Source organism: Paraburkholderia aromaticivorans (assembly GCF_012689525.1).
Lineage (GTDB): Bacteria > Pseudomonadota > Gammaproteobacteria > Burkholderiales > Burkholderiaceae > Paraburkholderia > Paraburkholderia aromaticivorans_A.
On sequence record NZ_CP051516.1, the window covers coordinates 3,842,876 to 3,866,698 of the forward strand.

The following is a 23,823-nucleotide window of genomic DNA, read 5'->3' on the forward strand; positions in this document are numbered from 1 at the left end:
CGCCGTGCGTGGCTGAGAGCGGAACGCACTGTCCCAGAGGGTTTGTATGCGAACGACGGACGGTGCGGCTACTCGCCGCTCCACTCCTCGTCCAATCCCTTGAGGATTTTGCCGATCGTGGCGCCCGAAAATCCGCGCGAGGCCAGAAAGCGCTGCTGCTTCGCCCGTTCGGCGGGCGTTTCGGGAAGCTGGCCGAACTTCTTTTGCCAGACGGTATACGCACGGGCGAGTTCGGTTTCGCGCAATTGCGCGCTAGCCTCTTCGACGAGCGTCTGGTCGACCGAATGCTGCTTCAATTCGCCGACGATCCGGCTCGCGCCCAATCGCGACGAGCGGCGGTGAATCAGGCTTTCGGCGAAGCGCGAATCGGACAGCCAGTTTTCGGCTTCGAGCGAGTCGAGCACGATGTCGAGCGAATCGGTTTCCTCGACGAACGGCTTCAGCTTGCGCGCGAGTTCGGTGCGGCTGTATTCGCGGCGGGACAAATAGCCGAGTGCGCGCCCCTTCAGCGACCGCGCCGGACGCAGGGATTTTTTGGCTTCGTCTTGTCCGGGTTTCGCTTCACCAGGAACGCGACGCGAGCGGGTGTAGGTGGTTTCGGAAGGATCCGAGTCTACGGGCGGGGAGCTTTCAAACTGCGCGCGCTGCGGATTGCGGCCCGCAGCGCGGTCGTGTGCGTCGAACGATTCGAACGACTCGTCGTCTTCATCACGCGGGCCGCCCGCGTGGCGTCCGGAATCGGACAACGGCCGGCCCTTGCGTATCACGTGATGGTTACTCTTCTTCGCCCGCGACTTCAGCGCTTGCGCCGGTCGTGGCTTCGGCCATGGCATTCACGCCCAGCGATTCACGGATACGGTTTTCGATCTCGCGAGCGATATCCGGATTTTCGCGCAGGAATTCACGCGCGTTGTCCTTGCCCTGACCGATACGTTCGCCGTTGTAGCTGTACCACGCACCGGCTTTGTCGACGATCTTGGCCTGCACGCCCAGGTCGATGACTTCGCCCTGACGCGAAATTCCTTCGCCGTACAGAATGTCGAAAATCGCTTCGCGGAACGGAGGCGCAACCTTGTTCTTCACCACCTTCACGCGCGTTTCGTTGCCGATCACTTCGTCGTTCTTCTTGATCGAACCGATACGGCGAATGTCCAGACGCACCGACGCGTAGAACTTCAGCGCGTTACCACCCGTGGTGGTTTCCGGGTTGCCGAACATCACGCCGATCTTCATGCGGATCTGGTTGATGAAGATCACGAGGCAGTTCGTGCGCTTGATCGTGCCGGTGAGCTTACGCAGCGCTTGCGACATCAGACGCGCTTGCAGACCCGGCAGCGAGTCGCCCATTTCGCCTTCGATTTCAGCCTTCGGCACGAGTGCCGCGACCGAGTCGATCACGATCATGTCGATCGAGCCCGAACGCACCAGTGCATCAGCGATTTCGAGCGCCTGTTCACCGGTATCCGGCTGCGAAACCAGCAACTCGTTCACGTTCACGCCGAGCTTGCGCGCGTACTGGATGTCCAGCGCGTGTTCCGCGTCGATAAACGCCGCCGTGCCACCGAGCTTCTGCATTTCGGCGACGACCTGCAACGTCAGCGTGGTTTTACCGGACGACTCCGGGCCATAAATTTCGACCACACGGCCGCGCGGCAAACCGCCGACGCCCAGCGCGATGTCGAGGCCGAGCGATCCGGTTGAGACCACCTGGATATCTTCGACCGCCTCACCTGCGCCGAGTCGCATGACCGACCCTTTGCCGAACTGCTTTTCGATCTGCGCGAGCGCGGCAGCGAGTGCCTTGCTCTTTTCAGCCGTCAGTCCAGCCGAGCCTTTCTTGCTTTCTTCCATGAATCGTCCTTTGCTATGATGAACGGCGTCTGAGGCAGATGTGCAGCCCACGTTGGAAGGACAGCACACGAAACCCAGACACTGTATAAAAAAACAGTAGTTTTGGCAAGCACGATTCTCATGCGAACGCGCATTTTTACCGTCGCGCTGCCCAACTACCCACAATAATTTTCGGAGACCGCTGTGCGCCGGGGGACACCCCGCGGTGCCGGCAAGGCAGGCTGGCGCACCATGCGAATTCTGATTGCCGAAGACGACAGCATACTCGCGGACGGTCTGGTTCGATCACTCCGCCAATCGGCCTATGCCGTCGATCACGTGAAGAGCGGCGTCGAGGCTGATACCGCGCTGTCGATGCAATCTTTCGACCTGCTGATTCTCGATCTGGGCCTGCCGCGCATGTCCGGCCTCGAGGTGCTGCGCCGCCTGCGCGCACGCAATTCCAACCTGCCGGTGCTGATCCTGACCGCCGCGGATAGCGTCGACGAGCGCGTCAAGGGTCTCGACCTCGGCGCCGACGACTACATGGCCAAACCCTTCGCGCTGAACGAACTCGAAGCACGCGTGCGCGCCTTGACCCGGCGCGGCGCCGGCGGCGGCCCGACGGTGGTGCGGCACGGCTCGCTGTCGTTCGACCAGGTCGGCCGGATCGCCTATGTCAACGAGCAGGTGATCGACCTGTCCGCGCGCGAGCTGGGTTTGCTCGAAGTGCTGCTGCAACGGATCGGCCGGCTTGTTTCGAAGGAACAGCTCGTCGATCACCTGTGCGAATGGGGCGAGGAAGTCAGCAACAACGCGATCGAGGTCTACGTGCATCGCCTGCGCAAGAAAATCGAACCGAGCGGCGTGCGCATCATCACCGTGCGCGGTCTCGGCTACTGCCTCGAGAAAGCGGCGTCGCCGACTAGCGCGAACGCGAACGCCATGACGACGCCCCCGCCCGCCGAGCCCGAAACGCCCGCCTCGCCGCCGTCCGGCGCGATGCCGGCGAGCCATCACTACAAATAGAGGACGCCCATGTCCGTGCGCGCAGACCGCGCTACGGCGCACGCGGCGGACCTCGACGAGGCGCGCGACGAGCGCTACGCCAACCCGTTCGCCCCGCCCGACGAAACCGAAGCCGCCGCGGAGGCACGCCCGCGCTCGCTGTTCGGCGAGATTCTCGACTGGATGCTGGCGCCGCTGCTGCTGCTTTGGCCGATGAGTCTCGCGGTCACCTATCTGGTCGCCAAGTCGATCGCGAATAGTCCGTTCGACCGCGCACTGGAAACCGACGCCTACGTGCTCGCCCGCCAGATTCATCCGGCGAATGGCGTGGCGGAACTGACGCTGCCCGACTCCACGCGCGACTTTCTGCGTGCGGACAACGTCGACAGCGTGTTCTACCAGGTGCTCGGCACGCGCGGCGAACTGGTGGGCGGCGAACGCGACATGCCGCTGCCGCACGAGGAAGACCGCCCGCAGCCGGGTCTCGTCGAATTTCGTGACGACGTGCTGCGCGGCAACGATATCCGCGTCGCCTACACGACTGTCGAATTTCCGCAGACGCCCGGCGCGCAACCCGTGCTGGTGCAGGTCGCCGAAACGCTCGACAAACGCAGCCAGCTCGCCAACGACATCATCAAAGGCGTGATCCTGCCGCAGTTCGTGATCCTGCCGCTCGCGATCCTGCTGGTGTGGTTCGGGCTCTCGCGCGGCCTCGCGCCGCTGCACGCGCTGCAAGCGCATATCCGCGCGCGCCGCCCGGATGACCTGTCGCCGCTCGAGGCGCGCCGCGCGCCGCCGGAAATCGAGCCGCTCGTGACCTCGTTCAACGATCTGCTGACGCGTCTCGAACAGAACATGGAGCTGCAAAAGCGCTTTATCGCCGACGCCGCGCATCAGATGAAAACGCCGCTTGCCGGCCTGCGCACGCAGGCCGAACTCGCGCTGCGTCAGGACGCCTCCGAGGAAGTGCATCGCTCGCTCGAGCAGATCGCCACCAGCTCGGAGCATGCCGCGCGGCTCGTCACGCAACTGCTGGCGCTGGCGCGCGCGGAGAACCGCATGTCGGGTCAGATTTTCACGCCGGTCGAGGTGACGGAGGTCGCGCGCAACGCGGTGCGCGACTGGGTTCAGGCGGCGTTCGCCAAACAGATGGATCTGGGCTACGAAGCGCCTGAAGAACCCGTCGAAGTGGACGGCAATCCGGTCATGTTGCGCGAAATGCTGTCGAATCTGATCGACAACGCCATCCGCTATACGCCGCCGGGCGGGCGCATCACCGTCAGGGTGCGGCATGATGCGCCGGCGCGGCTCGTGCATCTGGAAGTCGAGGATACCGGGCTCGGCATTCCGGTCGCCGAGCGTTCGCGGGTGATCGAGCGCTTCTACCGGATTCTCGGCCGCGAAGGCGACGGCAGCGGCCTTGGACTCGCGATCGTCCGCGAGATCACGACCATGCACGGCGGCGAGCTGACGATCGACGACAACGTCTACCAAACCTCGCCGCGGCTTGCCGGCACGCTCGTACGCGTCAGCTTGCATGTGCACGAACGGGCCGGGACTTACCCTAACGCGGCTTAAACGCGCTAATTTACCGGAACGATATTGAGATAATTTGAGAGCAAATTAGGCGGGCTTGACGCCAAATAGGCGCGTGTTGGGCGAAAACCCACAACACGCGCCAAGCTGTAATTTCACCCCGCCACGTCAGTACGCCGTAAGTTTCCACTCCAATAATCGGTTCCACGGGAACGCCGTTACCGGCGGACCGCGTGCATATCAATATTGGAGACGACATATGGCTACCGTTGGCGGGCAAATCTCGCACGTGCCGATGACGCGCGAAGAGAAGCGGGTGATCTTCGCATCGTCGCTGGGTACGGTTTTCGAGTGGTACGACTTCTATCTGGCCGGCTCGCTGGCGGCCTTCATCAGCAAGAGCTTCTTCTCCGGCGTCAATCCGACAGCCGCCTTCATCTTCACGCTGCTCAGCTTCGCGGCCGGCTTCGCGGTCCGGCCATTCGGCGCGATCGTGTTCGGGCGGCTGGGCGATATGGTCGGGCGCAAACACACGTTCCTCGTGACGATCGTGATCATGGGCCTGTCGACGTTCCTCGTCGGCTTCCTGCCGGGGTACGCGTCGATCGGCTTTGCTTCGCCAGTGATCTTTATCGCGATGCGGATGCTGCAAGGCCTCGCGCTCGGCGGCGAGTACGGCGGCGCCGCCACCTACGTGGCCGAACATGCGCCGCCGGGACGCCGCGGCTTCTACACGGCCTGGATCCAGACGACCGCCACGCTCGGCCTGTTCCTGTCGCTGCTGGTGATTCTCGGCGTGCGCACGGCAATGGGTGAGGATGCATTCGGCGCCTGGGGCTGGCGCATTCCGTTCATCGTCTCGATCCTTTTGCTGGCCGTGTCGGTGTGGATTCGTCTGCAACTGCACGAATCGCCGGTGTTCGAGCGCATCAAGGCCGAAGGCAAGACCTCCAAGGCGCCGTTGACCGAAGCCTTCGGCCAGTGGAAGAACCTGAAGATCGTGATTCTCGCGCTGATCGGCCTCACCGCCGGCCAGGCCGTGGTCTGGTACACGGGCCAGTTCTACACGCTGTTCTTCCTGACCCAGACGCTGAAGGTGGATGGCAGCAGCGCCAACATCATGATCGCGATCGCGCTTCTGATCGGCACGCCGTTCTTCCTGTTCTTCGGCTCGCTGTCGGATCGCATCGGCCGCAAGCCGATCATCATGGCCGGCCTGCTGATCGCCGCGTGTACGTACTTCCCGCTGTTCAAGGCGCTGGCGCACTACACCAACCCGGCGCTGGAAACAGCGACCGCGAAGGCGCCGATCGTCGTGATCGCGAATCCGGACGAGTGCTCGTTCCAGTTCAACCCGGTCGGCACTTCGAAGTTCACGACTTCCTGCGACATCGCCAAGAGCGCGCTCTCGAAGGCTGGCTTGAACTACGAGAACGTCGCCGCGCCGGCGGGCACGCTGGCGGAGATCAAGGTCGGCGATACGGTGGTCAACACGTATGACGGCAAGGCTGCGGACGCCAAGGATCAAGGCAAGACGTTCGACAAGACCCTCGCGACGACGCTGAAGACCGCCGGTTATGCGCCGAAGGCCGATCCAACGCAGATCAACTGGCCGATGACCGTGGTGATCCTGACGATCATGATGATCTACGTGACGATGGTCTACGGCCCGATCGCGGCGATGCTGGTGGAGATGTTCCCGACGCGCATCCGTTACACGTCGATGTCGCTGCCGTATCACATCGGCAATGGCTGGTTCGGCGGCTTCCTGCCGGCCACCGCCTTCGCGATCGTGGCGGCGAAGGGCAATATCTTTTCGGGGCTGTGGTATCCGATCGTGATCGCGCTCGTCACCTTCGTGATCGGCATGCTGTTTGTCCGGGAAACCAAGGACTCGGACATCTACGCACAGGACTGAAACGTCTGATGGCCGGGACAACTTGAAAAAGTTGTGCGCCGGGGGTTGACAGCCTCCGGCGCCATCCGCATAATCTCGCTTCTTTCGGCGAATTAGCTCAGTTGGTTAGAGCGACGGAATCATAATCCGCAGGTCCGGGGTTCGAGTCCCTGATTCGCCACCAGTTGCAAGGAAAAGCCGCTGATCCGCAAGGTTCAGCGGCTTTTTTGTTTTGGCTTTCCGAATTGCAACTACAGCAACTTCAAGGAGGTTTCTTGATGACGTTCCGCACCGCCGCGCTTGCCGTGGCTACCGCATCCATCGCGTTTCTCAGCGGCACTGCCGCATTCGCCGCTCAGGCTCAGACACCGCCCGACAGTCAGTGGCGCAGCAGCGCAACCACGCTGTCCACGCTGCTGCAGGACGGCTACAAGATCGTCGCTGTCGTGAATGGCGCCCATAGCAGCGCGGGCCCGGCCGACACGATTTTCGTCCAGCGCGATCAGAGCGCGTTCAAATGTATCGACCCGCAGCAGATCGACGCGAAAACGAGAACATCGGTGGCCCCGCCGGCATGTTTCGAGCTGGTGCCGCCGTCGGGAGCGTCGGGGACGCCCGAGTCGAAGTAGCCGGCGCACGGCGTGCCGGAGCGCGCCGTCAACCGAACGCACTGCGCCGACCTTCAGACTGTAAAGCTACCAGCCCAGCTGCTTCACGGCTCGAGGCCGGCGCATGCGCTGTAACCACGTCACTCAGCCCAATCGCGTGCCGCCTATCACCGATCCACCAACCGGCTCAGATTACCGCGCACCCGCTGCAACAACGCGATCAACTGCTTCGCATCCTCATCGGTGAAGCCGTTCAGCGCTTCGAGCGCGACTTCGTCGCCGACCTTGCGCGCCTTGCCGAGCGTGCGCTCGGCCTTCGGCGTCATGTGCACCTGGCGCTCGCGGCGGTCCTGCGGATTGGCCGTCCGCTCGATCCAGCCCCCCTCTTCCATCCGATCGAGCAAGCGGCCCGCCGAAATCGGCGCGACCTCGAGCAGGTCCGCGAGCCGCGCCTGATTGGTGTCGCCGTAATGTGCAAGATAGGCCAGCACGCGGCACTGCGCGCGCGTCAAGTCGACCGACGACTTCGCGAGGTCGTCGAAACGCTTGCCTGTCAGGCGGCCGACGTCGGAAATCAGAAAGCCGAAGCGCTCATCGAGTTGGGTTTTCATGCGTGGATTATACGAAAGGCCTTCGTTTTTCAGGGTTGAAACGGGTGCAATTCAGGCTCCGCATAATTCCCGATGGCAGCTACGCACGCAACCGATATACTAAGCATGCTTACTATATCGACGACCCCGCTCATTCATGTCTTCCGACACCCCGGCGGCCAGCGCCGCCGCGCCGCTCAACCGCCCAATGATCACCGTCTCGATCATGCTGGCGACGTTGATGCAAACGCTCGACAGCACGATCGCCAACGTGGCGCTGCCGCATATGCAGGGCACGCTGTCCGCGTCGCAGGATGAGATCACGTGGGTGCTGACCTCGTACATCGTCGCCGCCGCGATCGCCACGCCGCTCACGGGCTGGCTGTCCGACCGGCTGAGCGTCAAGCGCCTGCTGATCTTCGCGATCGGCGGCTTCACGGTTTCCTCGGCGCTGTGCGGTTTGTCGGAGACGCTCACGCAGATCGTCGCCTCGCGTTTGCTGCAAGGGATTTTCGGTGCGTCGCTGGTGCCGCTGTCGCAGTCCATCCTGCTCGACATCAACCCGCGCGAAAAGCAGGGGCAGGCCATGGCCGTGTGGGGCATGGGCGTGATGGTTGGACCGATTCTCGGGCCGACACTCGGCGGCTGGCTCACCGACAGCTACAACTGGCGCTGGGTGTTTTTCATCAACGTGCCGATCGGCGCGTTCGCGCTGTTCGGCGTGGCGACCTTCCTGCCTTCGCGCGAGCCGAAACACGACGCGAAGTTCGACGCGTTCGGCTTCGCCACGCTGGGTCTCGCCATCGGCGCTTTGCAGGCCATGCTTGATCGCGGCGAGCAACTCGACTGGTTCGGCTCGAACGAAATCGTCATCGAGGCGCTGCTCGCGGCCATCAGTTTTTCGTTTTTCCTCGTGCACACGGCCACGGTCGGCAAGAAATCGTTCTTCAAATACGAGTTGCTGAAGGACCCGAACTTTGCCACGGGGACGTTTTTCATCTTCGTGATCGGCGCGGTGATGTACGCGACGCGCGCGTTGCTGCCGCCCATGCTGCAGAACCTGATGAACTATCCGGTGGCGACCACCGGCCTCGTCACTGCGCCGAGCGGTGCGGGCACGATGGTCGCCATGCTGTTCGCCGGGCGCCTGCTGAAGCGGATCGACGCACGGCTTCTGCTCCTCACGGGCTTCCTGATCTCGGCGTTCGCGCTCTGGCAGATGATGCAGTACACGATCGTGCTGTCGGCGTCGGACATCGTCTGGCCTGGGGTGATTCAGGGCTTCGGACTCGGGCTCGTGTTCGTGCCGCTGAGCGCGCTGACCTTCTCGACGCTCACGCCGGAACTGCGCGCGGACGGCACTGCGACGTACAGTCTGATGCGCAATATCGGCAGCAGTATCGGCATTTCGATCGTGCAAACGCTGATGACGCGCAACACGCAGGTCTCGCATGCGGACCTCGTGGCAAATATCACGCCCTTCAATCCCGCCGTCCAGCCGATGCTCAATAACGGCTCGAATTACGACATGGCCGCACTGAACGCGTCGATCACCCAGCAGGCGTCGATGATCGCCTATCTGAACGACTTCAAGCTGATGTTCATGGCGACGCTGCTCGTCATTCCACTTCTGCTGTTGATCCGCCCTGCACACAAGGCGGCGGATGCGTCGGTGGCGCATGCCGCGATGGATTGAGACGCGGCGCTGAACCGGATCGTCGCCGTCGCAGTGGACTGCACGCGACGCTCGCCCTAGCCTTCGATCCGCCCGCGCGTCACACCCAACAGCCCCGCCATCGCCGTGCGCGCCGCCGCAGCGTCGCGATCGCGAATCGCTTCGAACACCACCGTATGCTCGGCCAGCGACGCATTGAACACGTCCGCGCGTTTCGCATTCAAGCGCAGTTGCGCTTCGAGCGTGCGCTCGATCAGCGTGCCGAGCGGAATCAGCAATTCGTTGCTGCACGCGGTCAGCACGCTCAAATGAAACTGCAGATCGGCACGCACCCATTCATCGACATTGCGCGCCGCCACCATCGCCGCATGGGACGCGGCGAGCGCGTAGAAGGTGTCGTCCGTATGTGACGCCGCCGCCAGACTCGCGGCATACGGCTCGATCATCTCGCGCATTTCCTGCAGCTTGAGCGCGAAAGCCATCGGCTCGGCGACCCGCGAGTACCAGTCGAGCACGTCGACATCGAGCAGATTCCACGCGCGTTTCGGCCGCACGCGCGTGCCCACGCGCGGACGCGATTCGATCAAGCCTTTCGAAGTCAACGTGCGCAACGCCTCGCGCAACACCGTGCGGCTCACGCCGAACGTCTCCATCAACTCCGCTTCGCGCGGCAGGATCGAATCAGGCGCGTAGTCGCCGCGCAGAATCGCGGTCGCCAGCCGATGGGCGACACGCCCATGCAGATCGTGCTGAATAGCTTTCTCCTAGCGGCCTTGCGGCGCTATTGATATGGGAACCGAGGCCGGAACGAGCGCGATTATCCGGCATCTCAACCGTGAGATCACTGCTTCGACAACGCCATGCCGAGCCGCGGGTCTTGCCACTATCTGGCCAATAGTACTATTAATAGTACTTAAACGCGCTTTTGTTGTAGCATGTGAATCCTCGAAATAGTTCGCAGGCACCCAAGCCGCAAGGAGACGCACACCATGAAAATCACCAAGCTCGAAACCTTCATCGTTCCGCCGCGCTGGTGCTTCCTGAAAATCGAAACCAACGAAGGCATCGTCGGCTGGGGCGAGCCGGTGGTCGAAGGCCGCGCGCACACGGTGGCGGCCGCCGTGGAAGAACTGTCCGACTATCTGATCGGCAAAGACCCGCTTCTGATCGAAGACCACTGGCAGGTCATGTACCGCTCGGGCTTTTATCGCGGCGGCCCGATCACCATGAGCGCGATCGCCGGCGTCGACCAGGCGCTGTGGGACATCAAGGGCAAGCATCATGGCGTGCCGATTCATGCGCTGCTCGGCGGCCAGGTGCGCGACAAGATCAAGGTGTATTCGTGGATCGGCGGCGACCGTCCGAGCGACGTGGCCAATAACGCGCGCGACGTGGTGGAGCGCGGCTTCAAGGCCGTGAAGATGAACGGCTCGGAAGAGTTGCAGATCATCGACACCTTCGACAAGGTGCAAGGCGTCATCAACAACGTCGCGGCCGTGCGCGAGGCCGTCGGACCGAACATCGGCATCGGCGTGGATTTCCACGGCCGCGTGCACAAGCCGATGGCCAAGGTGCTGGCGAAAGAACTCGACCCGTACAAGTTGCTCTTCATCGAAGAGCCGGTGCTGTCGGAGAACGCGGAAGCGTTGCGCGATATCGTCAATCAGACCAACACGCCGATCGCGTTGGGCGAGCGTCTGTATTCGCGCTGGGACTTCAAGCACATCTTGTCGGGCGGCTACGTCGACATCATTCAGCCGGATGCATCGCACGCGGGCGGCATTACCGAGTGCCGCAAGATCGCGTCGATGGCGGAAGCCTACGACGTCGCGCTCGCGCTGCATTGCCCGCTTGGGCCGATCGCTTTGGCGACCTGTCTGCAGATCGACGCGGTGAGCTACAACGCGTTCATCCAGGAACAGAGCCTCGGCATCCACTACAACCAGGGCAACGACCTGCTCGACTACATCAGAAACCCCGAAGTCTTCAAATACGAAGACGGCTTCGTGTCGATTCCGCAAGGCCCGGGCCTCGGCATCGAGGTCAACGAGGAGAAAGTGCGGGAGATGGCCAAGGTCGGCCATCGCTGGCGTAATCCGGTGTGGCGCCACGAGGATGGCAGCGTCGCCGAATGGTAATTGCGTGAAGGAACGCCGCCCGTGGGCGGCGTTCCTGTTTTGCGTCGACGGCCGCTTCGCGATGCGGCCCGCGCGTTACGGTGACGTGACGCGTGGGCCGTCGCAGTAACGTAACATCCCGGACCGAACCGGCTTGAACAGGCGTTTTCCGCGCCGCCCAAAAACCCGCACGTATCCCCGCAAAGCCCTATCCAGAAAGGCTTTCAAGCCGTCCGTTCGGCATCAGACATACACATGGCCCGCTCCTTGCTCAAATGCATTCAAACGACAAATGCATCGGGGAAAATCATGGGCGAATTCCTTCCAGACTATCTGCTCCGCGAACAGGCCGCCGTCGGCGCGTTGGTGGTGTTTGGCGTGCTGCGCATCATCGGCGCGGCACTCGCATTCGAACGCGGCTGGCGCATCTCGGTCGTCGAGAAATGCTTCATCGGCGCCGCGGTGGTGTACTGCCTGCCGCAACTGTTCGATCTGCTGACGCATATGTACGGCTCGCGCGCCGCGGGCGCCGAACTGGAAGGCAAAGCCGCGGGCTGCGCCATTGCGCTGTTTTGCGCGCCGATCCTCGGCCATCGGCTCGGTCTCGAATAAGCGGAGCCTCGCCATGCGGCTGGCCAAGCGGCTCATGAGGCGGCCAAAACCCGCATTTCGCGCGGGCGATGTCCTGAAACTCGAGTCAGGCGGCCGCCCGATGACCGTCGCCTGGAGCGGGCCGGTGCTGTTCGCGCCGGGCAATTGGCTGATCTGCCAGTGGTTTAGCGATGCCGGCGAGTTGCAGCAGGAGATGTTTCCGGAGGAGACCTTGGAGCGGACGAGCCACGTGCTCGCCGCCTGAAAAGTGTAGTAACGGATTGCTGGCCACCGCCAGGCGACCGTGTGTATTGCGCCGCACGCTTTTGCTGTGCGGCGCTTTTTTATGCGGCTGATGTCGCGTTTGCGAGACGTTGCGGACCTGAACCTTTGCCGACGCGATTGCGGTTCAGGTGCCGTTCGCCATGTTGCTCGACTCGCCGACGACCTCGCGCCACCGCATCAGCTGAGCGCGGCGAACGCCGGCACGCTATGCGATAACGCGGCCGCCGCGACGAACACGCCGATCATCGCCAGCGCTTCCAGATACAGCACGTTGACGAAGGTGTGGGCATCCATTGTCGAGGCCGTGCGGCGCAGACGCGGCAGCGCCAGAAAGCGGTTGAGTCCGCCGAGCACGAGCGCGAGCGCGACCAGCGCAAGCTTGAGCATCAGCACATGTCCCCACGCGCTGAGTTCAACCGCCTCGAACGAGCCACCCGAACCCCGCACTACGTTGAAGATGCCGGAGAGCAGCACGAGCGCAACCGCCACCACCGATACATTCGACACCTGAGTCGCCGTGCGGATCAACATACCGCGCGCAGTCGAGGCGCCGAGTGCCGGCAGAACCGCGAGCCCCGCCGCCATCGCCAGACCGCCCCACACGCTGGTGACGAGCACATGCAGCGTTTGCATGGCGATCGCGGCCGAGGCCGGCCCGGCATCGGCCGCGTGACCCAGCGACGCCTTGCCCGCTGCGATCGCGACCACCGCGAGCCACAGCAGCGCATTGCGCAGCGTGCCCGTATGACTGGCCATGGCCGTGCCGAGCAGCACCAGCGCGCCGGCAAACGCAAGGCTCCAGCCGTAACCGACATGGGTTTGCGCCAGTACGGTCGGCACCACGCCGATGGCGGCCGGCAACCCGACACCACTCATCGACGCCGCCTGATACAGCAGCCAGCCGAGATCCGCGAGCACCAGCACGACGGTGGCCGTCAGCATCGAGCGTTGCGCGCGCAACCAGGCGGGGCGCGCGGGCGAGATTTTCTGCTGGGCGTCCTTCGCGAGCCACGCGCCGAGCAACGCCGAACCGACGGCAAACGCAAACGCGACGTTCATGAGCGCGGCCATGGCGACCTGCCCGATCCACAGTCCGTCGATGCTCATTTGACGATAAACGCAAAGTCGCCCTGGGTACGGTGGCCGTCCGTGGCTACCGCGATCCAGTGCACCGCGTAGCGGCCGGCGCTCAATTGCGGCAGCGGCAGATGCATGACCTTGGCGTCGTCCTTGTCGACCTGCGACTCCGCCGGCGCGGCCGCCTTGCCGCTCTTATCGGCAAGCGCGATCTTGCTGAAAGCCGGTTCGAGCGGCTCGGTGAAATGGATCGTCACCTCGGTGGGCGCAGCGACTTCGGCGTTGGCCGCCGGCTCGCTCGACGCCAGATGCGCATGGGCGAATGCCGTGGACGTTACAAGCAGCGCCGCGGCGCCGAGCATCGACGCTCGCAACGCCGGACGGGAAAAATTAAGTAGCTTCATGTAAGGCCGATAGCGGATGATCAGGAAAACAGCGGGCGCCGGACCCAGCCACGTCGCGGCTGGACAAAGTCCCGCGCGCCCGGAAGTGTACGCTTCGATGGTTCGCGCGGGCGTCGGTTCAACCTGGTTTATGGATAGTTCGCGCGCCCCTAAGCCTTGCGCCCTTGATCGCGCAGACAAATTTGGGATAACAGTTAGGCAGCGTGAAACGGTTGTCCGCGTCAAACTGTCGCATGGCTGTGACAGCCGGAACCTTCTCTAATGTGCCAAATAGTCATCATCACCCTTCGATGATAGAATGCTGCGTCGCCGCAGCGCCGGCTGCCCTTCACACCGAGCCGCTCGAAGTTCGGTCAGGTCCCCGATTTTGATGGAGTTACGCGTGTCTTCAAGACGCATTTTCCGCCCGTTGCTCGCCCTTCTGCTGATCGGCTCCGCGGGCGTTTATAGCGCTGCGAAAGCGCAGACTCAACCGAAAGCCCCCGATACGATGGAAGCGCGCGTGCAAGGCTGCACGGCTTGCCACGGCTCGCACGGCCAAGGCACGGACAACGACTACTTCCCTCGCCTCGCGGGCAAGCCGGCCGACTATCTGTACAACCAGTTGCAGAATTTCCGCGAAGGGCGCCGCAAGTACCCGCCCATGAACTACCTCGTCACGTACCTCTCGGACGACTACCTTCATCAGATCGCCACGTATTTCTCGCAACAGCGTCCTCCGTATCCGCCGCCGGCCAAGCCGACGGTGTCGTCGAGCACGCTCGCGCGCGGCCAGCAAATCGTGCTGAACGGCGACGCCTCGAAGCAGATTCCGGCTTGCGCGGCCTGCCACGGCAAGACGTTGACCGGTATGCAACCCGCTATCCCGGGTCTGGTCGGCCTGCACTCCGACTACATCAGCGCGCAACTCGGCGCATGGCGCTCGGGCTCGCGCCATGCCATCGCGCCTGATTGCATGCACACCATCGCCACCCGTCTGACCGACGAAGACGTGAACGCCGTTGCCGCCTGGCTTTCCACGCAACAGGCCCCACAAAACCCCGTGCCGGCTCCGGCCCGCTCGATGAAGACTCCGCTTGCCTGCGGCAGCGAACCGCAATAAGGCACCGGGAGAGACACTCAAATGAAACGCAAGTCTTTGTTCGCCCTCTCGGCAGTCGTCGTCGTTGCGGCTGCCGCACTCGTTCCCGTCCTGTGGTCGGGCGGCGACCACCTGCATAACGGCACGGCCATGGCGGCCACACCCGCCGACCAGGCCGCGCTGATCAAGCAAGGCGAGTATCTCGCCCGCGCCGGCGACTGTATCGCCTGCCACACGGTGCGCGGCGGCAAGCAGTTCGCCGGCGGTCTGCCCATGGCCACGCCGTTCGGCACGATGTTCACGCCGAACATCACGCCTGACGACCAGTACGGCATCGGCAAGTGGACGCAGGACGACTTCTACCGCGCCATGCACACCGGCCGTTCGAAAGACGGCAGTCTGCTGTATCCGGGCTTCCCGTTCACCAGCTACACGAAGGTCACGCGCGCCGACTCGGACGCGATCTACGCGTACCTGCGTTCGGTCACGCCGGTCAACGTGCCGAGCCGTCCGCACGAACTGAAATTCCCGTTCAACCAGCGCAACATGCTGATCGGCTGGCGCACGCTGTTCTTCCGTGAAGGCGAGTACAAGCCGGATCCGACCAAGTCGGTCGAATGGAACCGCGGCGCGTACCTGATCGAAGGCCTCGGCCACTGCGGCATGTGCCACACGTCGATCAACGCCATGGGCGGCCCGGTGAGCTCGGCGGCGTTTGCCGGCGGCCTGATTCCGCTGCAGAACTGGTACGCACCGTCGCTCACGTCGAACAAGGAAGCCGGCCTCGGTGACTGGGAAACCAAAGACATCGCCGATCTGCTGAAGACCGGCGTATCGAACCGCGGCGCCGTATTCGGTCCAATGGCTGAAGTGGTTCACAACAGCCTGCAGTACATGTCGGACACGGACATCAACGCGATGGCCACGTACCTGAAGACGATTCCGCAGAAGAGCGAAGCGCCTGAGCCGCTGCAGCTCGAAACGTCGGAAAAGTTCGGCGGCGAACTGTTGAAGCAAGGTCAGAAGATCTACGCTGACAACTGCGCGAAGTGCCACGCGGAAAATGGCCTCGGCATGCCGCAGGCTTTCCCGCCGCTCGCGAACAACCAGTCGATTCAGATGCCGTCGGCGGTCAACCCGATCCGTATGGTGCTGAACGGCGGATACCCGCCGAGCACGGATGCCAACCCGCATCCGTACGGCATGCCGCCGTTCGCACAAGCACTGTCGAATCAGGAAGTCGCGGCAGTTGTGACGTACATCCGTATGTCGTGGGGCAACCACGGTACGGCCGTGTCGCCGCAGCAAGTGTCCGATCTGCGTTCGGCGCCGCTCGACTAAGCGGCGTTCGTTGCACCCGGGGCGCGGCCTGCGAAATTCGCGGCCGCGCCCTTCGTTTTTGAAGGACCGGTATCATGGGGGGAGTACTTACCCTTATGAAATCGGGCAGGAGATAAGAATCGTGCATGTCGGGGAGCGTTTCAACAGCATTACCCACCTCGTCGGCGCCGTACTGTCGGTGGCGGGTCTTGCAACGCTCGTGACAATGGGCGCGCTCGACGGCGACGCGTACAAGGTGGTCAGCTTCAGTGTGTACGGTGCGATGCTGTTCGTGCTGTATGCTATCTCGACGCTTTACCACAGCGTGCGCAATCCGCGCGCGAAGGCGGTTCTGCAGAAATGCGACCATTCGGCGATCTACCTGCTGATCGCCGGCAGCTACACCCCGTTCACGCTCGTCACATTGCGCGGACCGTGGGGCTGGTCGCTATTCGGCGTAAGCTGGGGGCTTGCCGCTCTCGGCATCGTGCAGGAATTGACGCTGGGGCGACGCACCCGCAGCGTTTCGATGGTGCTGTATGTCCTGATGGGATGGCTCGCGCTCGTTGCCGTCCGCCCGCTGGTTGAAGCCTTACCGGCAGCGGGTACCGCCTGGCTCGTGGCCGGCGGAGTCATCTACAGCGTCGGCATCTACTTCTTCATCAACGACGAGCGCATCCGGCATGGACATGGTATCTGGCACCTGTTCGTACTGGCGGGCAGTCTGTGTCAATTCGTCAGTGTCGCGCGCTATGTCGCATGACACCCCACGGCGGCGAAATGCAACTTAAGGCCAGTCAACGTGTCTGCATAGCGCGTTGAAGCATTCGGCACGCGTTTCCCGCGTGCCGCCGATTTCTCTGCGACCGGAACTGGGCTTCGGCTTCGAACACGCCAAGCGGGTGTGTTCATGCGGCATTTATGCCTGCCTGAGCCCATGTGTGCCGTTCGCGAAACTGCATTGCAAAGAGCTTTTATGTCTTTTGATTCCCTCGGCTTGTCCGAACCGTTGGTCCGCGCTGTACACGAACTCGGCTACACCACGCCGACTCCGATCCAGACGCAAGCGATTCCCGCCGTGCTCAACGGCGGCGACCTGCTGGCCGGCGCGCAAACCGGCACCGGCAAGACCGCCGGCTTTACGTTGCCGATCCTGCAACGTCTGAACACCATGCCCGCCGTGACGACCGGCTCGGGCAAGCGCGCGGTGCGCGCGCTGATCCTCACGCCCACGCGTGAACTGGCCGCGCAGGTCGAAGAAAGCGTGCGCGCGTACGGCAAGTATCTGAAGCTGAAGTCGACCGTGATGTTCGGCGGCGTCGGCATCAATCCGCAGATCGGCGCACTGCGCAGCGGCGTGGATATCGTCGTCGCGACGCCGGGCCGTTTGCTCGACCACATGCAGCAGAAGACCATCGACCTGTCGCATCTCGAGATTCTCGTGCTCGACGAAGCTGACCGCATGCTCGACATGGGCTTCATCCACGACATCAAGCGCGTGCTGGCGAAGCTGCCGCCGAAACGGCAGAACCTGCTGTTCTCGGCCACCTTCTCCGATGAGATCAAGACGCTCGCCGACAACCTGCTCGACTCGCCGGCGCTGATCGAAGTCGCGCGCCGCAATACGACCGCCGAAACGGTCGCGCAGAAGATTCACCCGGTGGATCGCGACAAGAAGCGCGAGTTGCTCACGCATCTGATCAAGCAGCACAACTGGTTCCAAGTGTTGGTGTTCACGCGCACCAAGCACGGCGCCAACCGTCTTGCCGAACAACTGGCCAAGGACGGCATCAGTTCCCTGGCGATTCACGGCAACAAGAGCCAGTCGGCCCGCACGCGCGCGCTCGCCGAGTTCAAGGACGGCACGCTGCAGGTGCTGGTCGCGACCGACATCGCCGCCCGCGGTATCGATATCGACCAACTGCCGCACGTGGTCAACTACGATCTGCCGAACGTGCCGGAAGACTACGTGCACCGCATCGGCCGCACAGGCCGCGCGGGCGCGACGGGCGAAGCGATCTCGCTGGTGTGCGTCGACGAACTGCAGTTGCTGAAGGACATCGAGAAGCTGATCAAGCGTCCGGTGCCGCAGGAAGTGATCGCCGGGTTCGAACCGGACCCGACCGCGAAGCCAGAACCGATTCTGCGTCGCGGCCAGGGTGGTGGTGGTGGCGGCGGTGGTCGTTCGCCGCGTCAAGGTCAAGGCGCACCGAAACGTGATGGCGCGGGTTCGGCGAAACCGGCGCAGCGCTCGGGTCAACGCCCGGCGAGCGGTCAGCAGCAGCCGAAGCCGCACGGTGCGAAGCCGGCCGGCAATGGCGGCCAGCCGCGTCGCGACGGTCAGCGTCACGACGACCGGCCGCGCGCCGTCGCGCATGAGGGCAGCGCCGCGCAGCATGCGCCGCGCAAGCCGCAAGGCGCGAAACCGCAAGGCGGCAATCCGGGTGCGTTGCTGGGCGGCGCCAAGCCGCGCAACGACGCGCCGCGCGGTGGCCAGCCCACGCGCAGCGGCCAACGCGGCCGTTAAGCTTCGAGGCTCAGCCCACGCTCGCCGGTCGCTGTCCTTGCGCTAAGGACGACTGGGCGGCATCAGCGGTCAGCGCGGCCGCTAAGCCTACAAGGCACGCACTCGCTGGCCGCTGTCCTTGCACCAAGGACTACCGGCCAGCATCAGCGGTCAGCGCGGCCGCTATGCCTACAAGCCGCTCACCCGTCGCTGGCCGTTGTCTTGCGTTGAGGACTACCGGCCCGCCGCGGCGGCCGCTTGCTTCAGGTGCTCGATCTGCTGTTCCCATCGATCGAGCACCGCCTTTCCCTCCCCTTCCAGTTCGAACGTAATGCCGCTCGTCAGGCGTGCATAACGGACGCTTTGCGCGTCCGCTGTGTCGATCGAACCGTGCAGATAGGCGAGCCCGCTGGCATCGCCCGCGGCGCTTGCTAGCGGCGTCATGAGCAACTGCACCTGATAGAACGCCTCGTCGCAGACAAAGGTGAGCGCTGCCCGTCCGCTTTGCGCGATGGCGCGCGTCGCCCTCGCTTGCGGCCACAACGCGATGCGTAACGTGCGCGAATCAGGCGCGTATAACTCGCCGACGCCGAGCAGCGACGTGCGCACATGGCCATTCGTATCGACGCTCAGCAGCGACGCGGTGAAACCCGTCTTGCTCGCGAGCGACGAACCGTCGAACAACGCGCGCACGGCATCGGGCCATTCATCGAATACGTTCTGTTCAACGGGACGTTCGGGTGCGGGGGAATCGCTCATGATGTCGATCCGGTGAGAAGTGAGCCAGCCTGCATCATGCCTCGAAAAGCAAATGGCCCACATAAGCGGGCCATTTGCGACGCCGGTCATTCACGCCAGGCGATCAGCGAAAGAACACATGCTGCGTGATCTTGGCGAGCGGGTAATGCACGCCCGGCTGAATCCGCGCCGGCAGATTGAGCGGCTTGAGCAGCATCTTCACGCACATGTCGGCCGACAGATTGCGCCGCACCAGCGCATTGATACGCGCCGCCCGTTCACGGTTATAAGCCGAGTCGTGTACGCGTTCCGGATAACGAACCGCGAAGACGTGGCGCAAGGCGATCTCCGAGTCTTCGTTCTTGATCTCCATGACGCGACGCATTAGCGCGCCGAGTACGGCGAGCCTGCCGTTGCCTTCGATCTTGTTGTACTTCTTGAAGTACTTGAAAAAGTGTTTGTAGTGACGCACTTCGTCGGTGCGGATGTTGTCGGTGATCTGCTTGAGCACCGGCTCGTCCGAGCATTCGCCGATCGCGCGATACAAGGTCGCCGTGCCGGTTTCCACCACGCAGCGCGCGACCATCTCGAGCGCGCGGGTTTTTTCGAAGTCCTCCACTGAGCAGGTCAGCGAATACTCTTCCATGAAATTACGAAACGCCGTGTCCCAGTCGAATTCGGGCCACACGTAAGCGATATACGTCCTGAGCGCGCGGCCATGCTGCAGCTCTTCCGGCTCCCATTCCTGATTGAGCCAGGCCGAGACTTCAGGATCGCCGTTAAAGAAAGTGCTCAGATTGCTGGTGTACAGATCGGAGCCGCTTTCGATAAACGAAGACGCGCACAGCAACAGCAGCAGATCTTCGTTGGCGACGGCCTTTTGCCGATCAATGCGGGTGAGGTCGATATCCTCGATCCGCCAGGGCATGACATGGTTCAGCTCTATGTGCATCGTGTCTTGCTCCGAAAGCTGTATCGACTCGCGGAGCATGCTCGAAACCGCCCGCTCTTGCCAGGGCGGTCCGCCGTGTCAGATACAGCGCTTGAATTAGAGTTAACCCCTTGTATCCTGCATCTTAGTCGGTGTTTCACAACTCTGCAGATAACCCAGCACAGACCATGCCGACACGCCACAGTTCCAATTGCAAGATAGTCGAAATGTTCGGTCGGATAAAAGCGCAGTGCGCGGGACACAAAAAAAGCCAGCTCTTCGAGCTGGCTTGAGTCTACGACGATGCCTCGTCAATCCGGTTTGGCAGAGCCGGCGAACCTTTGATTCAACGGCGCAAGGCTTACGATCAGGCCATCTGAACGCCTTGCATCAGACGCACGCGGCGCATGCGCCACGCCACGACGACGAGCGAGAGACCCGACAGCACCGCGGCAATCAGCACGTAGTAACTTGGCGCAAGTTTGTCCCCGGTCAAATGAATGAACGTCTCGACGATCGTGGGCGCGAAGCCGCCGAAGATCGTCACGCCGATGCTGTAACCGATCGAAAGACCCGTCGAGCGCACCTGCGTCGGAAAGATCTCGGACATCAATGCGGGCATCGGCCCGGAATAAGCCGCCTTAAAAATTCCCGCCGTGCCCTGCAACACGAGCAGCCAGCCGATGGTCGGATGAGACTGCAGCAGCGCGAACATCGGATAGATCAGCGTACCCATCAGAATCGACGTGGTTAGCATGATGCGAATCCGGCCGATACGATCGGACAACGCGCCCATCACCGGCGAGAGCAGGAATTGCAGACCGCCGTTGAGCACCACCACGCCGAACGATGCCGCCGCCGGCATGTGCAACTGCTTGACGGCGTACATCGGCATGTAGAGCTGCAGCACATAGACGCCCACCGTAGATTGCGCGACGATGCCGACCGCGAGCAGCAAGTTGACCCACTGACTGGCAAATGACGCGTCGTTCTCTTCGTTCATCGCGGCGCGCGTGCCGGCCGCCTCGCGCGCCTCGCGCAGCGCGAGGAATTCCGGCGTCTCGTCGAGATGCGAGCGGATGTAGTAGCCCACCGGACCGACCAGCAAACCGAACACGAACGGAATGCGCCAGCCCCAGTCATTCAATTGCGCGGGTGGCAGCCACGCGGTCAGCAGCGAGCCGAATGCGGCGGCGGTGATCGCGGCCAAACCCTGGCTCGCGAACTGCCAACTGGCGTAGTAGCCGCGGCGCGACGTGCTGTGTTCGACCATGAAGGCGGTCGCGCTGCCGAACTCGCCGCCCACCGCGAAACCTTGCACGAGTCGCGCGAGCAGAATCAGGACCGGCGCGGCGATGCCGATCGACGCGTACGGCGGCATCACAGCCATCGCGAGAGTGCCGACCATCATCAGCGCGATGGCGAGCGTCAGTGCCGCCTTGCGACCCTTGCGGTCGCCGTAGGTGCCCAGCACGACCGCGCCGAGCGGCCGCATCAGGAACGAGATGCCGAAGGTGGCGATGGCGAGCAGCGTGGAGAGCCACTCGTCCTGCATCGGGAAAAACTGTTTGGCGATGATGGTCGCGAAGTAGCCATAGACCAGGAAGTCGAACCACTCGAGCGCATTGCCGACCGACGACGAAAACACGATCCGCCGCACCATCGCTTTGGAGAGCGGCGCGGGCGCGGAGTGAGGGGAAGCTGTCGCCGAAGGCGACGCGTGGGTCTGCATGATGTCTCCTGCTTTGTCTGATGCTCGATGCTCGATGCCTGATGCCTGGCGTGCGAGAAGCGCCGCCGGCAACCGGTGTGTTTGATCTGTGCGACGCCTTTAGCGCGCCGCAAGCACTGCACGCGGCATCGCCTGCGCACGCAGCGAAGCGCCGCGTCGAGCGGCGCCGCGCCTCGCGCGCGAGTGTTTGCTTAGAACCCGGCAGCCAACCCGTCGCGGCGGCTATCGCTTGCCGCGACATAGCCGCGCTCCGGATCGTTGCGATCGAGCTTCCAGATGTACTGGCCGGAGCCGAAGTCCATATACGGGTCGTCGACCGACTTGATCGTGTGGCCGAGCTTCTGCAACGCCTCGGCGGTCTTCGGATCGAGCGTCGATTCGATGTCGATCGTGAAATCGCGATTGACCTTCCAGCGCGGCGCGTCGCACGCGGCCTGCGGCTGCTGACCGTAGTCGAGCATCCGCACGATGGATTGCAGATGGCCTTGCGGCTGCATGTCGCCGCCCATCACGCCGAAGCTCATCACTGCTTCCTGCTGGCCGTTCACCTGCTGCGTGAGGAACGACGGAATGATGGTGTGGAACGGCCGCTTGCCGCCTTCCACCACGTTCGGCGACTTCGGGTCCATCGAAAAACCGCAGCCGCGGTTCTGCATGGCAATGCCGCTATCCGGCACCACGATGCCCGAGCCGAAGCCCATGTAGTTCGACTGGATGAAGCTGACCATCATGCCGCGCTCGTCCGCCACCGACATGTAGATGGTGCCGCCGGCCTTCGGCATGCCGAAGTCGAACTGCGTGGCGCGCTTGTGATCGATCAGTTTGGCGCGCGATGTCAGGTAGGCGTCGTCGAGCATCTGCTCGGGCGTAACCTCCATGGAACGCGGATCGGCGACGTAGCGGTAGACGTCGGCGAAGGCCAGCTTCATGGCTTCGATCTGCAAGTGTTGCGACTCGACGTTGTCGACCGCCAATTCCTTCACATCGAATTTTTCGAGGATGCCCAGCGCGATCAGCGCCGCGATACCCTGCCCGTTCGGCGGAATCTCGTGCACCGTGTAGCCGCGATAATCCTTGCCGATCGGTTCGACCCAATCCGCGCGATAGTTGCGCAGATCGTCGGCGGTCAGCGCGCCGCCGCCTTCACGGGCGAACGCGGCGATCTGCTCGGCGATCTCGCCTTCGTAATACGCGCGCGGGCCCTGCTCGGCGAGCTTGCGCAGCGTCTTCGCGTGGCCGGGAAAGCGCACCAGTTCGCTCACTTCCGGCGCGCGGCCACGCGGCATGAAGGTTTGCGCGAAGCCCGGCAGGTCCTTCAGTTCCGGCACGGCGGCCGCCCACTTATAGGCGACGATGCTCGCCACCGCGTGACCGCGCTCGGCGATCTCGATGGCCGGCTCCATCAGGTCGGCGAACGGCAGCGTGCCGAATTTCTGATGCAGCGCTTCCCAGCCGGCGATCACGCCGGGCACCGTCACCGCGTCCCAGCCGCGTTTCGGTTGCTTCGCGAGACCGTTTTCCTCGCCGTACTTGCGCTTGAAGTAGTCGACGTTCCATGCCGCCGGCGACACGCCCGAAGCATTCAGGCCATGCAGCTTCTTGCTGTCCCACACCAGCGCGAACGCGTCGCCGCCCAGCCCGCACGATACCGGCTCGACCACGGTGATGGCGGCCGCTGCGGCGATCGCGGCATCGACGGCATTGCCGCCTTTCCACAGCATGCGCAGTCCGGCTTGCGCGGCGAGCGGATGCGAAGTCGAAACGATGTTGCGCGCGAATACAGGCAGACGCGGCGTCGGGTAAGGGTTTTGCCAGTTGAAGCCAGTCATGTCGAACACTCTCGAAAGCGCGGCCCGGCTTGCGGAAAAACGCCGGAAACCATTGGAAAACGGATCGA

At 63.2% G+C, this 23,823-nt stretch carries 22 protein-coding genes and 1 tRNA gene; 13 read left to right on the top strand and 10 right to left on the bottom strand.

Features of this window, described 5'->3' with window-relative positions; all coding sequences use genetic code 11:
* Positions 1-68: 68 nt before the first annotated feature.
* Together recX and recA are read right to left on the bottom strand one after the other, a co-directional pair.
* Positions 69-767, bottom strand: coding sequence for a recombination regulator RecX (gene recX / locus HF916_RS45495; RefSeq protein WP_168795136.1), 699 nt, complete (start codon positions 765-767; stop codon positions 69-71).
* A 7-nt stretch (positions 768-774) separates the two neighbouring features.
* Positions 775-1,851 carry a recombinase RecA gene (gene recA / locus HF916_RS45500; protein ID WP_168795137.1) on the bottom strand — a complete coding sequence of 359 codons (1,077 nt, stop codon included), beginning with the start codon at positions 1,849-1,851 and terminating at the stop codon, positions 775-777.
* Positions 1,852-2,082: 231 nt separating this feature from the next.
* Here recA and HF916_RS45505 point away from each other — a divergent pair, with 231 nt between their 5' ends.
* From HF916_RS45505 to HF916_RS45525, 5 genes are all read left to right on the top strand, one after another.
* Positions 2,083-2,859: a response regulator transcription factor gene (locus tag HF916_RS45505; protein ID WP_168795138.1), complete on the top strand. Its 777-nt coding sequence runs from the start codon at positions 2,083-2,085 to the stop codon at positions 2,857-2,859.
* A gap of 9 nt (positions 2,860-2,868) precedes the next feature.
* Positions 2,869-4,416 (top strand): sensor histidine kinase, encoded by a 1,548-nt coding sequence (locus HF916_RS45510; protein WP_168795139.1) that lies wholly within the window; start codon positions 2,869-2,871, stop codon positions 4,414-4,416.
* 217 nt (positions 4,417-4,633) lie between these two features.
* A complete protein-coding gene (locus tag HF916_RS45515; RefSeq protein ID WP_168795140.1) occupies positions 4,634-6,292 on the top strand; it encodes an MFS transporter in 1,659 nt (552 codons plus the stop codon).
* Between the two features lie 86 nt (positions 6,293-6,378).
* Positions 6,379-6,455: transfer RNA gene (locus HF916_RS45520), tRNA-Met, on the top strand.
* A gap of 94 nt (positions 6,456-6,549) precedes the next feature.
* Entirely contained in the window at positions 6,550-6,900 is a 351-nt protein-coding gene (locus tag HF916_RS45525; RefSeq protein ID WP_168795141.1) for a hypothetical protein, read from the top strand.
* Positions 6,901-7,046: 146 nt separating this feature from the next.
* Here the strand turns inward: HF916_RS45525 and HF916_RS45530 are convergent, their stop codons facing one another.
* On the bottom strand, positions 7,047-7,490 hold the full coding sequence (locus HF916_RS45530) for a MarR family winged helix-turn-helix transcriptional regulator (RefSeq protein WP_168795142.1): 444 nt from the start codon (positions 7,488-7,490) through the stop codon (positions 7,047-7,049).
* Between the two features lie 136 nt (positions 7,491-7,626).
* Between HF916_RS45530 and HF916_RS45535 the strand changes: the two genes are divergently transcribed.
* Positions 7,627-9,165 (top strand): DHA2 family efflux MFS transporter permease subunit, encoded by a 1,539-nt coding sequence (locus HF916_RS45535; RefSeq protein ID WP_168795143.1) that lies wholly within the window; start codon positions 7,627-7,629, stop codon positions 9,163-9,165.
* A 56-nt stretch (positions 9,166-9,221) separates the two neighbouring features.
* Here the strand turns inward: HF916_RS45535 and HF916_RS45540 are convergent, their stop codons facing one another.
* Positions 9,222-9,899 (bottom strand): FadR/GntR family transcriptional regulator, encoded by a 678-nt coding sequence (locus HF916_RS45540; protein ID WP_168795861.1) that lies wholly within the window; start codon positions 9,897-9,899, stop codon positions 9,222-9,224.
* A 234-nt stretch (positions 9,900-10,133) separates the two neighbouring features.
* Here HF916_RS45540 and dgoD point away from each other — a divergent pair, with 234 nt between their 5' ends.
* From dgoD to HF916_RS45555, 3 genes are all read left to right on the top strand, one after another.
* Complete coding sequence (gene dgoD / locus HF916_RS45545) at positions 10,134-11,282, top strand: galactonate dehydratase (RefSeq protein WP_168795144.1); 1,149 nt, start codon at positions 10,134-10,136, stop codon at positions 11,280-11,282.
* A gap of 288 nt (positions 11,283-11,570) precedes the next feature.
* The gene (locus HF916_RS45550; protein WP_168795145.1) at positions 11,571-11,873 is read left to right on the top strand and encodes a hypothetical protein; all 303 of its coding nucleotides are present in this window, start codon (positions 11,571-11,573) and stop codon (positions 11,871-11,873) included.
* A 13-nt stretch (positions 11,874-11,886) separates the two neighbouring features.
* Positions 11,887-12,117: a YodC family protein gene (locus tag HF916_RS45555; protein WP_168795146.1), complete on the top strand. Its 231-nt coding sequence runs from the start codon at positions 11,887-11,889 to the stop codon at positions 12,115-12,117.
* A gap of 197 nt (positions 12,118-12,314) precedes the next feature.
* On the opposite strand, the gene HF916_RS45560 is transcribed toward HF916_RS45555, so the two are convergent.
* Both HF916_RS45560 and copC read right to left on the bottom strand, forming a co-directional pair.
* A complete protein-coding gene (locus HF916_RS45560; RefSeq protein ID WP_168795147.1) occupies positions 12,315-13,244 on the bottom strand; it encodes a CopD family protein in 930 nt (309 codons plus the stop codon).
* The gene (copC, locus tag HF916_RS45565) at positions 13,241-13,618 is read right to left on the bottom strand and encodes a copper homeostasis periplasmic binding protein CopC (protein ID WP_168795148.1); all 378 of its coding nucleotides are present in this window, start codon (positions 13,616-13,618) and stop codon (positions 13,241-13,243) included. Before copC ends, HF916_RS45560 begins: the two co-directional genes overlap by 4 nt.
* A gap of 370 nt (positions 13,619-13,988) precedes the next feature.
* Between copC and HF916_RS45570 the strand changes: the two genes are divergently transcribed.
* From HF916_RS45570 to HF916_RS45585, 4 genes are all read left to right on the top strand, one after another.
* Positions 13,989-14,720: a c-type cytochrome gene (locus HF916_RS45570; protein ID WP_168795149.1), complete on the top strand. Its 732-nt coding sequence runs from the start codon at positions 13,989-13,991 to the stop codon at positions 14,718-14,720.
* A gap of 21 nt (positions 14,721-14,741) precedes the next feature.
* On the top strand, positions 14,742-16,040 hold the full coding sequence (locus HF916_RS45575; RefSeq protein ID WP_168795150.1) for a c-type cytochrome: 1,299 nt from the start codon (positions 14,742-14,744) through the stop codon (positions 16,038-16,040).
* Between the two features lie 121 nt (positions 16,041-16,161).
* A complete protein-coding gene (gene trhA, locus HF916_RS45580; protein WP_012434269.1) occupies positions 16,162-16,782 on the top strand; it encodes a PAQR family membrane homeostasis protein TrhA in 621 nt (206 codons plus the stop codon).
* Between the two features lie 213 nt (positions 16,783-16,995).
* Entirely contained in the window at positions 16,996-18,546 is a 1,551-nt protein-coding gene (locus tag HF916_RS45585) for a DEAD/DEAH box helicase (RefSeq protein ID WP_168795151.1), read from the top strand.
* Between the two features lie 213 nt (positions 18,547-18,759).
* Here HF916_RS45585 and HF916_RS45590 read toward each other — a convergent pair whose 3' ends face one another.
* The 4 genes from HF916_RS45590 to ggt form a co-directional block, all read right to left on the bottom strand.
* The gene (locus HF916_RS45590; protein WP_168795152.1) at positions 18,760-19,284 is read right to left on the bottom strand and encodes a hypothetical protein; all 525 of its coding nucleotides are present in this window, start codon (positions 19,282-19,284) and stop codon (positions 18,760-18,762) included.
* 103 nt (positions 19,285-19,387) lie between these two features.
* Positions 19,388-20,215, bottom strand: coding sequence for a ferritin-like domain-containing protein (locus HF916_RS45595; protein ID WP_168795153.1), 828 nt, complete (start codon positions 20,213-20,215; stop codon positions 19,388-19,390).
* A 346-nt stretch (positions 20,216-20,561) separates the two neighbouring features.
* A complete protein-coding gene (locus HF916_RS45600; protein ID WP_168795154.1) occupies positions 20,562-21,926 on the bottom strand; it encodes an MFS transporter in 1,365 nt (454 codons plus the stop codon).
* Positions 21,927-22,117: 191 nt separating this feature from the next.
* Positions 22,118-23,755, bottom strand: coding sequence for a gamma-glutamyltransferase (gene ggt, locus HF916_RS45605; protein ID WP_168795155.1), 1,638 nt, complete (start codon positions 23,753-23,755; stop codon positions 22,118-22,120).
* Positions 23,756-23,823: the final 68 nt, after the last annotated feature.

Excerpts from the sequence above, each read along its gene's own strand:
- HF916_RS45585 (WP_168795151.1), top strand. The coding sequence starts at position 16,996 with ATGTCTTTTGATTCCCTCGGCTTGTCCGAACCGTTGGTCCGCGCTGTA.
- HF916_RS45530 (WP_168795142.1), bottom strand. The coding sequence starts at position 7,490 with ATGAAAACCCAACTCGATGAGCGCTTCGGCTTTCTGATTTCCGACGTC.
- dgoD (WP_168795144.1), top strand. The coding sequence starts at position 10,134 with ATGAAAATCACCAAGCTCGAAACCTTCATCGTTCCGCCGCGCTGGTGC.
- HF916_RS45590 (WP_168795152.1), bottom strand. The coding sequence starts at position 19,284 with ATGAGCGATTCCCCCGCACCCGAACGTCCCGTTGAACAGAACGTATTC.
- HF916_RS45600 (WP_168795154.1), bottom strand. The coding sequence starts at position 21,926 with ATGCAGACCCACGCGTCGCCTTCGGCGACAGCTTCCCCTCACTCCGCG.
- HF916_RS45555 (WP_168795146.1), top strand. The coding sequence starts at position 11,887 with ATGCGGCTGGCCAAGCGGCTCATGAGGCGGCCAAAACCCGCATTTCGC.
- HF916_RS45535 (WP_168795143.1), top strand. The coding sequence starts at position 7,627 with ATGTCTTCCGACACCCCGGCGGCCAGCGCCGCCGCGCCGCTCAACCGC.
- HF916_RS45595 (WP_168795153.1), bottom strand. The coding sequence starts at position 20,215 with ATGCACATAGAGCTGAACCATGTCATGCCCTGGCGGATCGAGGATATC.
- HF916_RS45505 (WP_168795138.1), top strand. The coding sequence starts at position 2,083 with ATGCGAATTCTGATTGCCGAAGACGACAGCATACTCGCGGACGGTCTG.
- HF916_RS45515 (WP_168795140.1), top strand. The coding sequence starts at position 4,634 with ATGGCTACCGTTGGCGGGCAAATCTCGCACGTGCCGATGACGCGCGAA.
- HF916_RS45525 (WP_168795141.1), top strand. The coding sequence starts at position 6,550 with ATGACGTTCCGCACCGCCGCGCTTGCCGTGGCTACCGCATCCATCGCG.
- HF916_RS45550 (WP_168795145.1), top strand. The coding sequence starts at position 11,571 with ATGGGCGAATTCCTTCCAGACTATCTGCTCCGCGAACAGGCCGCCGTC.
- HF916_RS45575 (WP_168795150.1), top strand. The coding sequence starts at position 14,742 with ATGAAACGCAAGTCTTTGTTCGCCCTCTCGGCAGTCGTCGTCGTTGCG.
- HF916_RS45510 (WP_168795139.1), top strand. The coding sequence starts at position 2,869 with ATGTCCGTGCGCGCAGACCGCGCTACGGCGCACGCGGCGGACCTCGAC.
- copC (WP_168795148.1), bottom strand. The coding sequence starts at position 13,618 with ATGAAGCTACTTAATTTTTCCCGTCCGGCGTTGCGAGCGTCGATGCTC.
- HF916_RS45570 (WP_168795149.1), top strand. The coding sequence starts at position 13,989 with ATGGAGTTACGCGTGTCTTCAAGACGCATTTTCCGCCCGTTGCTCGCC.
- HF916_RS45560 (WP_168795147.1), bottom strand. The coding sequence starts at position 13,244 with ATGAGCATCGACGGACTGTGGATCGGGCAGGTCGCCATGGCCGCGCTC.
- recA (WP_168795137.1), bottom strand. The coding sequence starts at position 1,851 with ATGGAAGAAAGCAAGAAAGGCTCGGCTGGACTGACGGCTGAAAAGAGC.
- ggt (WP_168795155.1), bottom strand. The coding sequence starts at position 23,755 with ATGACTGGCTTCAACTGGCAAAACCCTTACCCGACGCCGCGTCTGCCT.